This is a genomic window from Mesorhizobium sp. M1B.F.Ca.ET.045.04.1.1 (assembly GCF_003952465.1).
GTDB lineage: Bacteria > Pseudomonadota > Alphaproteobacteria > Rhizobiales > Rhizobiaceae > Mesorhizobium > Mesorhizobium shonense.
In genome coordinates this window covers 4,460,675-4,473,066 of the sequence record NZ_CP034448.1, presented here as the reverse complement: position 1 = coordinate 4,473,066, position 12,392 = coordinate 4,460,675, and the positions used below count along the sequence as shown (strand labels likewise).

21 protein-coding genes are annotated in these 12,392 nt (G+C 57.9%); 10 read left to right on the top strand and 11 right to left on the bottom strand.

Features of this window, described 5'->3' with window-relative positions:
- Positions 1-139: 139 nt before the first annotated feature.
- Complete coding sequence (locus EJ071_RS21980; protein ID WP_126099758.1) at positions 140-667, bottom strand: hypothetical protein; 528 nt, start codon at positions 665-667, stop codon at positions 140-142.
- 274 nt (positions 668-941) lie between these two features.
- Between EJ071_RS21980 and EJ071_RS21975 the strand changes: the two genes are divergently transcribed.
- From EJ071_RS21975 to EJ071_RS21970, 3 genes are read left to right on the top strand one after another with little or no spacing between them, the layout of a single operon-like run.
- Entirely contained in the window at positions 942-1,244 is a 303-nt protein-coding gene (locus EJ071_RS21975; protein WP_126099757.1) for a hypothetical protein, read from the top strand.
- Positions 1,241-1,375 (top strand): hypothetical protein, encoded by a 135-nt coding sequence (locus EJ071_RS40080; RefSeq protein WP_281058875.1) that lies wholly within the window; start codon positions 1,241-1,243, stop codon positions 1,373-1,375. The genes EJ071_RS21975 and EJ071_RS40080 overlap by 4 nt, the downstream gene beginning before the upstream one ends.
- Positions 1,365-1,625: a hypothetical protein gene (locus tag EJ071_RS21970; RefSeq protein ID WP_126099756.1), complete on the top strand. Its 261-nt coding sequence runs from the start codon at positions 1,365-1,367 to the stop codon at positions 1,623-1,625. Before EJ071_RS40080 ends, EJ071_RS21970 begins: the two co-directional genes overlap by 11 nt.
- Here the strand turns inward: EJ071_RS21970 and EJ071_RS21965 are convergent.
- Positions 1,622-1,846 (bottom strand): hypothetical protein, encoded by a 225-nt coding sequence (locus tag EJ071_RS21965; protein ID WP_126099755.1) that lies wholly within the window; start codon positions 1,844-1,846, stop codon positions 1,622-1,624. The genes EJ071_RS21970 and EJ071_RS21965 overlap by 4 nt on opposite strands.
- A 212-nt stretch (positions 1,847-2,058) precedes the next feature.
- Between EJ071_RS21965 and EJ071_RS21960 the strand changes: the two genes are divergently transcribed.
- Positions 2,059-2,382 carry a hypothetical protein gene (locus tag EJ071_RS21960; RefSeq protein ID WP_126099754.1) on the top strand — a complete coding sequence of 108 codons (324 nt, stop codon included), beginning with the start codon at positions 2,059-2,061 and terminating at the stop codon, positions 2,380-2,382.
- Positions 2,383-2,833: 451 nt separating this feature from the next.
- On the opposite strand, the gene EJ071_RS21955 is transcribed toward EJ071_RS21960, so the two are convergent.
- The 7 genes from EJ071_RS21955 to EJ071_RS21925 form a co-directional block, all read right to left on the bottom strand.
- A complete protein-coding gene (locus EJ071_RS21955) occupies positions 2,834-3,265 on the bottom strand; it encodes a hypothetical protein (protein ID WP_126099753.1) in 432 nt (143 codons plus the stop codon).
- A complete protein-coding gene (locus tag EJ071_RS21950) occupies positions 3,262-4,044 on the bottom strand; it encodes a hypothetical protein (RefSeq protein WP_126099752.1) in 783 nt (260 codons plus the stop codon). The genes EJ071_RS21955 and EJ071_RS21950 overlap by 4 nt, the downstream gene beginning before the upstream one ends.
- Before the next feature lie 559 nt (positions 4,045-4,603).
- Complete coding sequence (locus EJ071_RS21945; RefSeq protein ID WP_126099751.1) at positions 4,604-4,864, bottom strand: helix-turn-helix transcriptional regulator; 261 nt, start codon at positions 4,862-4,864, stop codon at positions 4,604-4,606.
- On the bottom strand, positions 4,851-5,642 hold the full coding sequence (locus EJ071_RS21940) for a RecT family recombinase (RefSeq protein ID WP_189521165.1): 792 nt from the start codon (positions 5,640-5,642) through the stop codon (positions 4,851-4,853). Before EJ071_RS21940 ends, EJ071_RS21945 begins: the two co-directional genes overlap by 14 nt.
- Positions 5,643-5,661: 19 nt before the next feature.
- Complete coding sequence (locus EJ071_RS21935; protein WP_126099749.1) at positions 5,662-5,994, bottom strand: hypothetical protein; 333 nt, start codon at positions 5,992-5,994, stop codon at positions 5,662-5,664.
- Entirely contained in the window at positions 5,994-6,317 is a 324-nt protein-coding gene (locus EJ071_RS21930; RefSeq protein ID WP_245459939.1) for a PD-(D/E)XK nuclease-like domain-containing protein, read from the bottom strand. Before EJ071_RS21930 ends, EJ071_RS21935 begins: the two co-directional genes overlap by 1 nt.
- Positions 6,314-6,784: a PD-(D/E)XK nuclease-like domain-containing protein gene (locus tag EJ071_RS21925; RefSeq protein WP_189521163.1), complete on the bottom strand. Its 471-nt coding sequence runs from the start codon at positions 6,782-6,784 to the stop codon at positions 6,314-6,316. Before EJ071_RS21925 ends, EJ071_RS21930 begins: the two co-directional genes overlap by 4 nt.
- A gap of 184 nt (positions 6,785-6,968) precedes the next feature.
- Between EJ071_RS21925 and EJ071_RS38650 the strand changes: the two genes are divergently transcribed.
- From EJ071_RS38650 to EJ071_RS21910, 4 genes are all read left to right on the top strand, one after another.
- Positions 6,969-7,130, top strand: coding sequence for a hypothetical protein (locus tag EJ071_RS38650; protein ID WP_189521161.1), 162 nt, complete (start codon positions 6,969-6,971; stop codon positions 7,128-7,130).
- A 260-nt stretch (positions 7,131-7,390) separates the two neighbouring features.
- The gene (locus EJ071_RS40075; RefSeq protein ID WP_281058874.1) at positions 7,391-7,513 is read left to right on the top strand and encodes a hypothetical protein; all 123 of its coding nucleotides are present in this window, start codon (positions 7,391-7,393) and stop codon (positions 7,511-7,513) included.
- Between the two features lie 120 nt (positions 7,514-7,633).
- Positions 7,634-8,413 (top strand): hypothetical protein, encoded by a 780-nt coding sequence (locus EJ071_RS21915; protein ID WP_126099745.1) that lies wholly within the window; start codon positions 7,634-7,636, stop codon positions 8,411-8,413.
- 48 nt (positions 8,414-8,461) lie between these two features.
- A complete protein-coding gene (locus EJ071_RS21910; RefSeq protein WP_126099744.1) occupies positions 8,462-8,983 on the top strand; it encodes a hypothetical protein in 522 nt (173 codons plus the stop codon).
- A gap of 114 nt (positions 8,984-9,097) precedes the next feature.
- Here the strand turns inward: EJ071_RS21910 and EJ071_RS21905 are convergent, their stop codons facing one another.
- The gene (locus tag EJ071_RS21905; protein ID WP_126099743.1) at positions 9,098-9,967 is read right to left on the bottom strand and encodes a hypothetical protein; all 870 of its coding nucleotides are present in this window, start codon (positions 9,965-9,967) and stop codon (positions 9,098-9,100) included.
- A 586-nt stretch (positions 9,968-10,553) separates the two neighbouring features.
- Here EJ071_RS21905 and EJ071_RS21895 point away from each other — a divergent pair.
- Entirely contained in the window at positions 10,554-10,736 is a 183-nt protein-coding gene (locus EJ071_RS21895) for a hypothetical protein (protein ID WP_126099741.1), read from the top strand.
- A 427-nt stretch (positions 10,737-11,163) separates the two neighbouring features.
- On the opposite strand, the gene EJ071_RS38645 is transcribed toward EJ071_RS21895, so the two are convergent.
- Complete coding sequence (locus EJ071_RS38645; protein ID WP_189521159.1) at positions 11,164-11,532, bottom strand: hypothetical protein; 369 nt, start codon at positions 11,530-11,532, stop codon at positions 11,164-11,166.
- Between the two features lie 69 nt (positions 11,533-11,601).
- Between EJ071_RS38645 and EJ071_RS21890 the strand changes: the two genes are divergently transcribed.
- The gene (locus EJ071_RS21890; RefSeq protein ID WP_126099740.1) at positions 11,602-12,282 is read left to right on the top strand and encodes a hypothetical protein; all 681 of its coding nucleotides are present in this window, start codon (positions 11,602-11,604) and stop codon (positions 12,280-12,282) included.
- Positions 12,283-12,392 lie beyond the last annotated feature (110 nt).

The window sequence follows — 12,392 nt, the reverse complement described above, 5'->3', positions numbered from 1 at the left end:
GAGCACTCCCTTACCAAGGGATTTATACTGGCGAGTCTTCAATGTCTTACGTTTCCTAGCGTTGCTCAACGATGCCTTGCAACGCCTTGGAAATCAACAACGTGGCGCGAAGTGCGAACCACTTGCGCGCCACGGAATTCTAGGCAGCCATCTCGAACAAGGCGCTCCGGGCGACATTGAGCGAGATGATGAGATAGGGAAGTGTGGGCGGTACGCTGTTCCCACACATTTGAACCTGTAGCTTACTGCTGAGCTTCCCCAGGGCTGTGTGGTCGATAATGTACTGACGTGGGAAGTCCATCGCCAGGAACAGCTCCGAAGGCTTTAGCATTCGCATGCGTATATCCACAATGCGATATAGCTCCCCGTGGACTGTCACCAAGCCGAACCGGTCGCGTGTCGTCACTGTATGCAACGGTTCATCAAGGCGAGGGTCTTGGTCAGTGCCCTGGTACTTTATCAGGAAGGCATGCACTTTCTCGCTGTTGTCGTTCGCAGCCTGTTCAACCTTGACCAGCTTGCCGGTTACCAAGGCGTGATGGTCAATGCACGTAACTGTTCCGGTTGGTGAGTCAGCCGGCTGACCGACTACTCCGCCGTAGTACTTAGCGAGCCAGGCTGTGACGATTGCGGACTTACCACCTCCGCCCGCTGTTACGGTGCCCAAGGGTGCATCTGCAGCGTTTCCACTGCTCTTGGTGAAGCTGCGCTTTTGTCTGCAACGCGCGGAAGGGCAATCGTCATGAATAAGCTCCGTAAGCCGCAAACCGACTTTACCCAGCTTCCGAATGCTCTGACGGTTCGTCCGTCGCCGGAGAATCCGGCGCTAATAATACTGACCTAAGCAAGACTGATATAACCAATATTCCCCCAAAGCCCCCAAGGGGGCGTGGCCGGGGTTCGATGAATTCTGGGACAAGTACCGGAACAAGGTCGGCAAGGTGAAAGCCGAAGCCGCCTGGAACCGTCTCAAGCCAGATCTCGCCCGAGTTCTGGCGGCGTTGGCCAGGTGGAACGCCTCGGATGGTTGGACGAAGGACGGCGGCCGGTACATCCCGCACCCGACGACCTGGCTGAACCGGGAGGGCTGGAACGACGTGGTGCCTGGCGAGACGCCCTCGATGTCGGCGGCCGATATGGCGGCTGCTCAGAAGCGCACTGACGAGGCCAAGGCGGCGCATGAAGCACAGATGGCGGCGCTCGCCCGGAAGCGGAGCGACGAGCTGTTGGGGGTGGGCAAATGACCGAATACGAAGCCCGGTGCCTCGCCGCCTACGAGTGGGAGTGCGCGATGTTGCTGGCGAAGCTGCTGCGTGAAGCGCGGAAGCCTGTGCCGGAACCGATAAACAATAGGAGAAACGAATGTGGAAAATGAAACGATAGCGATACTGAGTGTTGGCGCCCTGATAGGGGTCGGCATCAAGCCGACCTGGCGCATCCTCGTACGGATGTGCACTTCGCCTGAGCGGCGTCGTGAAAGACGGCGCGAACTAGAGATGCGATTGAAATTCCTGGAGGCCGACGTTGCCAAACTGCTCAAGAAGGCCAAGCTCTCCAGCGAACGCGACAGTTCGTACTTAGACATGCTGGCGAATCTTCGCAGATTCAACCTTCTCAGGCTCTAGCTCGCCTGCCGGTACGCCTGAAAGGTCTGAACAGCCTCAAGCAGCTCCGCCTCGGTTCTCCGGCCACCCTCGAACAGATTGACCAGCAGCAAGGCGGTGGCTTCGGCGTCTGGTGAGCCCGGCTGACAACCCCGCTCGGCGCAAAGCACATCAAACGCGCGCTTCAGCACGTCCAGGTCTTCGGGATTGAAACAAGCGCGTTGATTGAGGTGCTTCTGCATCTCTCTGCCTCCTTGGGGGATGGGCGAGAGAATGATGGTCGCTCCCAGCAGCGACGCCCATACAGTGGCCGCTGACCGAGACACCATGCGCCTTCGAAACCGGTCTGTCTGTAAACTTTGATGTAGCAGGGCGGATTCTGAGAAAGCGGATTGACTCTGCGGGCACTAAGAAGGAAAATATTCCTACCCTGCACCACGCCGGAGACAATCCCATGCCCGCCCGCCACAAAGGCATCCACACGGATGCCTACCTGGACCGTTTTTGGCCGTACCACGCCGTCATCCCTTGGGAGAACTGCTGCGAGCGTGCCTACGACAAGGCTCACAAGCGCGGCGACGAACTCGGCATGGCCTGCCGCCGCCAATACATCCGCCGCGACAACCGGGAATACCAAGCCTTCCGGTTTGAGAAGCCGGAGCAAGCCGAGGCGATGGCGGCCGAGTTCGGCGGTGAGACCTATTACGCGCCCGACCGTGGGAAGGGCTCTGGATGGGAGAAATGGCGTAAGAAGGCAAAATCGCCTCCGAAGGCCTAAACGCTCTCTGTGCCCCGCTCCGAGTCGAAGCGTCTAGTCGCTTCGTCACAGAAGCCCACTGAGCGCGTTTGTCGTACTCTGCGGTGTCCATGTCCCTAAATCGCCTAATTAGCGCTGTAGGGACATTCCTCGCTAAAGCGTGTACACGGCTAATTTTCCGGTAGTTGTCGCTGAATTCGTCGCAAGTTCAATCGCTTGTACGTCGTTTTGGTCGTTCACGCTGCGCTAACTCGTTTAGCGGTAATTTGTCCCTAAGCGTGTCTCTCGCTTGCAATTAGGAACGTTTCGACATACGTATTCGTTTGTAAATAAGGCGGTCTCCGCAAGCGTTAGGACTCTTCGCTCGTCGGCATGTGGGCGATGATAAAGTCTCAAAGCGGTGATAGTTCCGACACTGTCGGATGTGGGTTCGCTCTCATCAGACCGCCCTATTTCTCCCAATCGCGTCTGGTTATTTCGTCCAAACTGCGGTGATGCCGCGCGCGTGGCGCTTGGGAATTGCGGTCGTGCAGCTCCAGAAACCTTCGGGATCCCACTCCACCACAAGGTGAAGCCAATCGTTCTTGCACTGCGCGAGCAGGAGCAAGCGACCGTTCTCCTGCGTGGCAACCATGACGAAGTTGGCCGCGATGTACGCAACAAACTCCACGGCCGAGTTGAAGCCAAGGCCTTCGAGCTGACGCCCGCGCGGTATGTTGGCTTCGATATGCAACAGCCCGAACCCCTTGCCGTTCGGCGCCTGGAAACCCTCCAGCAAGCGAACAGGCCCGCTCTTGCACGCGGCAAGCGCTGCCATCTCCTCGGTGATATAGCCGAGGTCGCGCACGTCTCTCAGCGAGACGACGTGCCGATGCGGCGGGATGGGAGACTCAGCATTCATCAATTAAACGCGCTCTCGGTGTCCTTGTAGACGAGCTGGAAGCTCGACTTCAGGATGTTCAGCCAGAGTTCGCGTTCCGCCGACGGCCAGACAGTGCCGGACTTCGGCAGGCGGGCGATCAACCCCTTGATGATGGGGTCAATCTCGGGCGGCAGAGTCTCCGCCTCGGCCACCACCTTTACCTGTTTTTCCTCAACCCCTGCAAGGTCCGCGCCTTTGAAGTTGGCAACGGCGGGAATGACGAGCCGGTTGCGGCCATTGGCGAAGAAGCCCGCCTCCTCGGCGGAGCGCTCCAGCGCCTGGCGAGCGCGGGCGGCCTGCTTCGAGGCGACGCCCCACGTCTTGATGTCGCTTTCGAATGCTGCGGTGGGCGGGAGGATACCGCCCTTATAGTTCTCATAGACCAGCCGGTAGAGCGGCACGGTCAGAAACGCCTCGACTTTGGCCTTGGCGGCGCGGCTCGGGTCCACCGCGGCCCGGCCAAGGCTGGACAGGGTGTAAGTCCCGGTCGCGGGCGATTCGATAAAGCCGAACATCTTGGCGGTCGCCAAGCGCACCCTGAACCCGCTGCTGCGCGAGCTAAGCTTCATCCATGCGGCGAGCTGGTCTTCGCCGCATTCACCGAGGCCCACGTTGTCGTGCAAGGCCTTGGCCACATCCAAGGCGTCGGTCAGATTCATATAGGGGAAGCCGATGGTCGAGCGTTCCCGCTCACCGGCCCCGCCGTTCTCGTCGGCTGCTGCCGCTGCCGCTGCGGCTTCTGCTTCGGCTTCATCGCTCATGGGAAAACTCCACCAGAACCACGAAAAGGATCGAGCGACTCGCGCCGCCTCGGGAGCCTATATAGGGACACGCCGCAAAAAGTGCAAATTTCTTTTCACCGCTAACCACGAAAATGCATTACGCGTCCGGCCCAAACCGTTGGCGGGCGTCCCGACGCGCCCCCGGCCGGAGGCAATCGGCTCCTTGCGAGAAGGATTTTGTGGCGATGGTCAGTTCCCAAAAAACAGCGCCATCTGCGTGGATATGGCCTGTTTTACCCACATATTTGGGAAATCGGGGAAACTAATTGTACGCTCATGTGGACCATCCCTGTTGAGAGAGAGCCTCTGATTTGAGAGTGGGTACGTGTACGTATGCACCTCTGTATAGTGCGTTTAAACGCTCTCCCAATGCATATGCGCATAATCAGAGGATAGCGGGTACAGAATGTCCCTGTCTCAGAGGGGTGCATTTTGGGAGGTATGTCCTCCTGGGTGAGCCACGTAGTTGGGAGAGTGCGACTCTGAGCGCATGCAAAACTTCCCAATCCGATTTGCAACGTGTTGCAAGCAAGAGTGGTCAGCGGATTTTTGGCGCGATGTCATCCATCTGACATTTCAGGAGTTGGCAGAACCGCATCAACATCTGTGGGCTCGGCACCTTGCTTCCGTCCTCCAGGCCCTCGATGGAGTAACGCTTGCCAGCGCCGGGATAGATGATGTCCTGGAGCCGTTCGACGGTCAGCCCAGCCCGTATTCGAGCGGCCCGAAACCGCTCGGCGTCGAAGCGCCTGCCGTAAGTGGCGAGGCGCCGTGCCATCAGGGCGCTAGGCGTCTTCATGGCTCACCACCTTCATGTCGCCGGACAGGCGTTCGTTGATGCTGTCGGCCTTGGCATTACCCTCTTCGCGCGCGGCGGAGCCGTCGTAGTTATCGTTGTCGGCCGCATCGAGGTCGTGGGTGACGGCGGCAAAGTGCATTTTGCAGGCACGGCGCAGGCACGCCACCTTGGCCTTCTCGGTGTACCACTTGTTCCAAAAGCTACTGTCCTTAGCGCAGCCCCTTACCTTGTCGACTTCGGCCCGGTTCATGGTGATGACGTGGCTGACGCGGGCAGTCCCGGCGTCATAGGAGATTTGGGCATACACACCAATAATGTCGGTGTCAGACCGGTTGCCAAAGCAGTCCTTCCGCTCGTGCACCACCGTTTCAAGGAAGCCATCGCGCTTCACGGTCACGGGCTCGCCCTTGTAGACGCATTCGACCTGGGCGGCGAAGCCAGGCAAGCTCTCCTGGAGCCGGGCGAGATAGCCACGGTAGCCGATTTGGAGCGTCGCTACCCCGCCATAATTGATTATATGGACGTGCTGCCGGTGGTCGATTGAAAGCCGGAGCGCGGCGGCGCTGCGCATACAGGCCACTATGCTTTCCGGGTTGCACTTGGTTAGGTCGTTTTTGCCCCCGATAGAGCGGCGCACCTGGTCGAGCACGCTGATGGCGTATTCTCTGCCGCGCCCGGCGCCAAGGATGCTGTTCAAGCTCTTGATGGTTCCCCCGGCAATCACCTTCTGGCGGGTGATGTCGTAGGGGCTGAGCTGGTTGTCGTTCTGTGCGTTCACATGGGTTTCTCCTGTTGGTTTAATGAGCGAGATTGCGCTGTCCGATGGCGTGGGCCATCAAGCTTGCTGAAACGTGCCTGCGGAAGGACTTCTCCCCGACGCCTTTGACGTTCGTCGCCTCGTCCCACCACTTCTGCCGCGATGGCCAATAGTGGAAGCGGCGCGCGTAGCGGTGGTGGAGGCCGCGGTTGAAGACTTCGCAGAATACGCCTGGCACCGTGCTCATTTGGTCGGGCTGGCATTGTTTGCAGGCCCTCGGATAGCCGTAGGCCTTTTCCCGGTAGTCGCCGCCGCAATGCTCGCAAACGTGGCCGTGCAGCATCAGGTCAGCGAGGATGATTAGAGCGTCCATTAGCGCGTCGGCATGAAGCCGTAGTCGATGGACGGGGCGTGCATCTGGATGTCGGGATATGACCGGCAGTGCACGCGGTCGGGATAGGCTGGCCAAGGCACGTCGGCGCCGTAGCGCTCCAACATCGTGGCGTAGGTCTTGAGCGCCAGCCGGTAGGCTTTGCGGCCGATTTCTATGGTCTCGTCGCAAATGGTGGTGGCGTACACCTTGTGGGGGTAATCGCGCTGCTGGAAGACGAATACGAAGTCCTGGTGGTCGCCCAGGCCGAGGGCCTTCATACCGTCCAGGTAGAAGGCTGCCTGGATGTAGTAGCCGTATTTCACAATCTGCCGGTCAATCTCGCGCTCGCTGATGTCGGCAATGGTCTTATAGTCACGGTCATGCCGTGCTTCCGGCGGAAGTAGTCGTGGCGGCACCGGCACAGCACGCCGGTCTCCTTGTCCTCCCACACCATCGTCACCTCGGCCTCGCCGTCGGTGAAAAGCTGGGACACGTTCGGCATGGCCCGGATGGCGTCAATCGCCGCCATCATCTCGTTGTATTCGCCGCCGCCGACGAAGCCTGGCGCGCTGGATTGCTTTACGCCGTCCTTCACCGTGAAGCGCTTGGTGAACTCGTGCGGCTCCAGCAATAGGCAGTGGAAGGCGGAGCCCTTGCGGAGAGAGCTGGTGGATTTGGACGCGATGAACTCGTGGTTGGGATTGAGCGCGGATAGCGCCCAATAATCCAGCGGGCAGCTGAGTAGGCGCTTGATGCCGGTCGTGCTGACTGCCTTGTCTCGTTGATACACCTCGTTTGGAACGTCTCGGTGCAGGCCTATAGTTAGGGGTTTTGCGGGGATAATCACCTAGTATTACTTTCGTTATCTAGGTGTATTCTGCGAGTGCAAATAGTATACGTCAATAAACTTATAAAAATATATTTACAACTAAAATATGCGTCAGCCTATTTTCACAACAATGAAAGTAAAGACCATGACCTATAACCCCGTTCATCAGGTCGTTCGAACCATCGTCAGCGATTTCAAACATTTCGTCGGCCATTGCGTCCAAGCCAATATCGCGCGCCTGCGCGTACTGTGCGGCGAAACCTTCAACATCAACCAAAACCCATTGGCGAATCGTGGAAGGGTTTAAGCGGCGGTTTGAAGGCTTTGCCCTCTTCACAATTGCAGATGGTGCGTAACGACTTGCCCTCCATAAGCTCGCCCAAGACGAAGGCTGCCTTCTCAGGCGTATAAACCGTCTGGCCTCCCCTGGGCTTAATGGTGGTGGTTGCGGGCTCTTTATCGCTGGACACATTTAAAGAATAAGCCGAGTTGGCCAGTTGACACAATACCCTTTAAGACTCACGGTTATTTCGGGAATAACCCCACAACCAAATGAAAGAGCGAGAAATGTTCTTCGTAATTGCCGCCTTGGCTGTTTTTGCTGGCGTGGCTTCCATGCGCTTCAAACAAGGCCAGGCCAACCCCAATGCAGGAAACTTCTTCGAATCCAAGACTACCGCAGTGCAATAACGCACATGCACAATGAAAAGAGGCCCCGACAGGGCCTTTTGTTATGCCTGTTGTTGTAAAAGCGTCGAGCAGTTCCCAGATATCGCCGCGCCGGGATATTCAGACACAAGGCGCAGACGAATGAACAAATGGCCTATGACTTACATGCTGGCGGAGCGGGTCGCTCTTCGGAGGCCGATGCCGCCCGGCAGCTTCACGATTGACGAGACGAACGACTATTTCGGCATCCGGCTGCTCGACCCCAAGACCAAGCAGCGGTTCATCGCCAAGGGCGTCGTGCCCCAGGGGCTTATCGGTCTGTGGTTCAACGGCCACAGCGAGAAGGGCTATGAGTGCGTTATCCTGAAGCGCTACCTGCCCGAGTTCGATTTCCAGGGCGAGCACTACTACCACGGCTACACGTTCCGCACTGACAACCCGCTCCAGTACATCTGGAATTGGTTGTCCGGCCACGCCTACCGCTATGGCCTCTGGGACCGGTGGACGCAGGGCCAGTTCAATAAGCGCGGCCTGACCCGGCAGGACCGGATTCAGGTGCTGCGGCTCTTCGTCAACGAGACGGCGAAGAATGATGGGTTCCACGTCAGCATGTTCGGCTTGATGGAGCTTTTGTATACGCGCCGTTGGTTCCGCCATCCCGAGGGGGATACAACCAACAATTATTACGAGCTGGTGCTCAAGTCGCTTGCGGATTCCGGCGACTTGGAGGTTGCCGACCACGGCTTGAGGTACACGTTGAAGCCGCAGGGCCTGACCACCGTGGCCTCCTACGAACTGGAGGAACGCCGCCACCACGACAACATCAAGCAGCAGAGCCGCCTTGGCCTTCTGACGCTGGCGACCTATTACGCGCCGGGTGGCGCGGCGCCTGCGCAGCCTTCGGTTTCCGCTTCCAGGTAAGGCGGGTATACGGGCGCCAGGTCAGGAAACAGAAGCTAGGGAAGCGGAATGCCAAAACGCATCGGTTATCACTACTCCGACAAACTGTGGGAGATTGGTGAGGTTATCCCCGGATACGACAATATGCCCGGACTTCACCCAAGCCTGCACGCCGCAGAGGAGATAATTAGGTCCGCGCACCCGAACGGAACTGCAATACGGTCGAACGCCGTCTATGTGTGGGATACCGAGGAGCGTGCCAGAAAGCAGTGGGCAGCGGCGGGCGTGGTCAAGAAGGCGAAGAAATACCTTTACAAGGTTGAGTACGAGGTCGAGGAACGCCTTCATAAAGGCGATCTGAGCCACTACAGCGAAGCGCTCCACCAGCGTGGCGGAGTCGAGCAAGCTAAAGCGTCTGCGGCGCGCTATTGGAGCGGCGAACCACACCCGACTGAATCACCACGTTTTGAGGTGCTGGTGCCAACAGCTACCGTTTTAGAGCGCGAGGATTTTAAGCCCGCGCCTCTAAAGCCGATAGATGAAGATAGCGACTACCCATTTCTGAATACGCTACCTGAAAACGAAGACTAGGGCTCCGCCCTCCGCACCCGCAAGCTGCCTTCCGCCCGGCGATGCCGGTTCCCCGCGAAGGAGCTTGTGGCTTGTCACCCGCTGTTCGCCACGAGGCAGGGATGCGGGGCACCCTTAGTACCATTTGTTGTCGTCTCTGAACTTCTCCACAATGCGCGCATCTATTACTTTTTGCCGGGTGGCGTCATCGCACTCGTTGAACCAGCAATCGGGCTTCCCGAACAACTCGACATATTTGGCCTTCAGGATAGGGTCGAGCATCATGTAGATATTAGGTTGATCATCAGGCGCGTAAGAAATCTCCAGTTTACAGACACGATTCTTGTAGAGCATGTCCGAAGGCATCGCCTCTGTGAGCATCGTAGCGCCAGGCCTATGGCACTCTTGTGTCTTTATGTTTACGTGGCCTGGCTCAAAACCAGCTGACGCCGGCACGGCGTAGGACGTCTCGTTTTGACCATGCAGATCGGCGGGCAGGTACCCGTACGAGGTCTGTCCCAGCTCAGAGATAAACTGGTCGGCTACGGCTTTCCATGTCGGTCCCTGATTGTATTTGTCACTGTAGATGCCAGTGTATGAAGCAGTTAGGAGATACGTACCGTAGAAAGTTGCCGACAACTCGCCGGTATTTGTATCCCGAACATCGCCAAGGTTGTTTGGAGCCTGACCCTTGGCTTGGAGACTGACGAATTGGTCGGTTGTCGCATAGAGCGCGTTTACCTTTCCGCCGTTCATACCGTATACGCTAAGTTTTACAGGCGTCAGGGTCGCTGCATCGCCTTGCTTCTCAAGAGCGGCTTTTGCTGCCTTAGAATCGGCGCCGTTGAGCAGGCCGCTTATTGCTACCTTTGCTCCTTTTTTGGACAGCCCTGGAAGTTGTTCACCTGAGAGGTCTACCTTCTTGACCTCTCCTCCCGACGGGCCGCAACCCGCGAGTACATTCATCGAAACCAACAATGCGGCTAGTGTCTTTGCCGTATTCATTCTAATCCCCCAAGTTCGGCCCGCTATTTGGCAAGGTCTATGGTGCGGAGCGGGGGCGGTCAAGACGGTGGAGAAATCTGCTCAACACCCATGGAACCGTCGAGAGCACCATCGCTCCCGAGTGCACCTGGACTCTTCATGTCTGCGGGTCCAGCCCAGATGCTGGGCGGCGCGGAGGTAGGCGTGGTCGGTGATGAACAAGGGTCGGCTTTCTGTTGCCGACCCTTATGCGTTGGGCACCTAACCTGCCTGACAGCCTTCCTGACAGGAACGTCGCTGCTTTCATGGCGTTATTTCCAGGAGATAGGAATCGGAGCATGACATGACCCGGCAAGTGAACAGAGACCGAGACGAGCAGGCGAGACGGGCGGCAGATGAAATCATGCACGCCGAAAGGACGGAGCGAGCTGAAAAGACGGCTAGGTTGAGGGAAGCCCGCTTGGCGCGTGATGCGTCGGCTAAGCCGGAAGCGACCAAACCGGCTCCAAGCCGTCGCCGCAAGTAGGAAATTCTAAAGCCTACATCATTTGTTCGTATACAAATCAGTTCTCTTCCCCTACGTTGCCGCATGCCGTAGGGGAAGAGTATGGCGCCGCACGAACATCACTCCGTGGAAATAATCAGGGACGCCAAATGGGCGGTGCGTGTCACCGCCTATGGCAATACCCTGACCTTCCCGTTCGCGGCTGAGGAATATGCACGGTCATATGCGGACGGGCAGGCATTCCGACTTGGCGTGCAGGTGATTGAGCTTAAGAAGACCGCTTAGCGGTTTCAGGGCGTTTTACCACAACCCGCTTGGCCTCCAGGCCGAGGACAGCGAGCAGCTTGCGGGTTGCCTGAGAATGCCCGTTCAGGGCGCTACTGACGGCGCTCTGTTTGATGCCAAGCGCCTTCGCCGCCTGCGTCTGGCTACTCGGGCGGCTGCTCGTAGAACTCGCCGCGAGCGTGGCCTTGTGCCGAGAGGGATATCCGCACGCCCGCCTCCGGTGCTGCGGCGGGCTCGACGATTACGATACGCGGCTGTCCGACATAGTCGACCTCATAGAGGCCTGGGCCGGCGTAGCGCCGGCCGCGTGGCGCCTTCCGATATCACAGGCCTCCGTTTGCTGACGAGGCGACTGATGACGGTGTGGCGTAATGCCGATCTATAAGAACGAAAGTTGGGGATAGCCACTCCCGCCAGTTGATCTCCTTTAGGGACCGCGCGTGTACTGTGAAGGCCAAAACGCGGAGGGATAAATGGCAAAGAAATCTAATGAAACTACGAGCAAGAAAGTCGCATCTAAGGCCGGCAAATTGCTGACCTCAAAGAGCACGTCGAAAGCAGTTAAATCGGTCGCCGCATCTGCACTCACCCAACGAGTAAAAAAGAAATAGGGCCGAGTCGTTTGTGAGAAAGATCGCCCGCTCCAAGCGGGCAGCCTTTCGGTTCGAAGAGGTAAGCGTTGACTGTCGTCGTGTTGCTCGTCGCTTTGCTGCTCGCCGTAGCTTGGGTTGGGCTGAAGTTCTCCGGGTTCATTTCTGCTCTTTTCAGCGACGCTGCTCGTGGTCCTGGTCTTCAACCTATTTCTCACGATGATCGGTCGCAACAATGGACACTGCTTTGGCAGCAGGTTTGCTAGGCGTCTGACATGTGGCTTTGGAAAGATGGAAACTGGATCGTCGCCTTGGGGATGGTGGTCTTCGCTAAGATCTCCGGGCTGATGTGGTTCACCTATCACTGGGATTTCGGCGACCTCTGCGCCGCCAACGAAATGGGAGCCGAGTGTGTGCGCGAATGGATAGGTGCGTTCAGCGGATGGTTTGCAGTGATCGCGGCGGCCGCCAGCCTTCCCTACCTGATCGGTCAATGGCAAGAGGCTCGGCGACAAACAAGGTTTACGATCGGAGACGAAGACCCCACGCTCGACGTGATCGAACATCTCAAGGAAGAAAACCGATTGGTGGTCCGCATCGTCAATTGGAACCGACGGGCCGTTTTCGTGACAGGAATTTCCGCAACCACGAAGACCAGACCAGAGCATATGGACGCCAACATCGGAATTTGGCAGGTCGAGACCATAGACGGCGTAGTTGAAGGGGCAGAACTGCTCCCCATTCAAATCAACGGATGGGAAGATCGTGCCTCCCGGCCTCGATTTGCACGCATCGATCTGTTGTTGCTCCGAAAGGTCGCCGGAAGCGAACCGGGTTGGGATGCGGAAGAGAAAGTCCCGTTCCCTCGCGATGCAAAGATCTCGGCAAAAATTCGCATGCTGGGCAATGTGCACCGGCTCTTCGAGCTTGAGGCTGACGCGTTCCCGCAAGACTAAGGACGGCATGCCCCTCGACGCCCGTCTCTCGCCGCAATCGCCGCCGCTTCGCATTCGCCCGTATGTCTTCGCGCCGGCGTTCCTCAGGCTCTGTCAGCACCCGGTAGGAC

What these genes read in the sequence shown, in the direction of transcription:
- EJ071_RS21910 (WP_126099744.1), top strand. Translation starts at nt 8,462, where the DNA reads ATGCCAAAACGCATCGGTTATCACTACTCCGACAAACTGTGGGAGATT.
- EJ071_RS21960 (WP_126099754.1), top strand. Translation starts at nt 2,059, where the DNA reads ATGCCCGCCCGCCACAAAGGCATCCACACGGATGCCTACCTGGACCGT.
- EJ071_RS38650 (WP_189521161.1), top strand. Translation starts at nt 6,969, where the DNA reads ATGACCTATAACCCCGTTCATCAGGTCGTTCGAACCATCGTCAGCGAT.
- EJ071_RS40075 (WP_281058874.1), top strand. Translation starts at nt 7,391, where the DNA reads ATGTTCTTCGTAATTGCCGCCTTGGCTGTTTTTGCTGGCGTGGCTTCC.
- EJ071_RS40080 (WP_281058875.1), top strand. Translation starts at nt 1,241, where the DNA reads ATGACCGAATACGAAGCCCGGTGCCTCGCCGCCTACGAGTGGGAGTGC.
- EJ071_RS21895 (WP_126099741.1), top strand. Translation starts at nt 10,554, where the DNA reads ATGGCGCCGCACGAACATCACTCCGTGGAAATAATCAGGGACGCCAAA.
- EJ071_RS21950 (WP_126099752.1), bottom strand. Translation starts at nt 4,044, where the DNA reads ATGAGCGATGAAGCCGAAGCAGAAGCCGCAGCGGCAGCGGCAGCAGCC.
- EJ071_RS21905 (WP_126099743.1), bottom strand. Translation starts at nt 9,967, where the DNA reads ATGAATACGGCAAAGACACTAGCCGCATTGTTGGTTTCGATGAATGTA.
- EJ071_RS21915 (WP_126099745.1), top strand. Translation starts at nt 7,634, where the DNA reads ATGAACAAATGGCCTATGACTTACATGCTGGCGGAGCGGGTCGCTCTT.
- EJ071_RS21935 (WP_126099749.1), bottom strand. Translation starts at nt 5,994, where the DNA reads ATGGACGCTCTAATCATCCTCGCTGACCTGATGCTGCACGGCCACGTT.
- EJ071_RS21945 (WP_126099751.1), bottom strand. Translation starts at nt 4,864, where the DNA reads ATGAAGACGCCTAGCGCCCTGATGGCACGGCGCCTCGCCACTTACGGC.
- EJ071_RS21965 (WP_126099755.1), bottom strand. Translation starts at nt 1,846, where the DNA reads ATGCAGAAGCACCTCAATCAACGCGCTTGTTTCAATCCCGAAGACCTG.
- EJ071_RS21890 (WP_126099740.1), top strand. Translation starts at nt 11,602, where the DNA reads ATGTGGCTTTGGAAAGATGGAAACTGGATCGTCGCCTTGGGGATGGTG.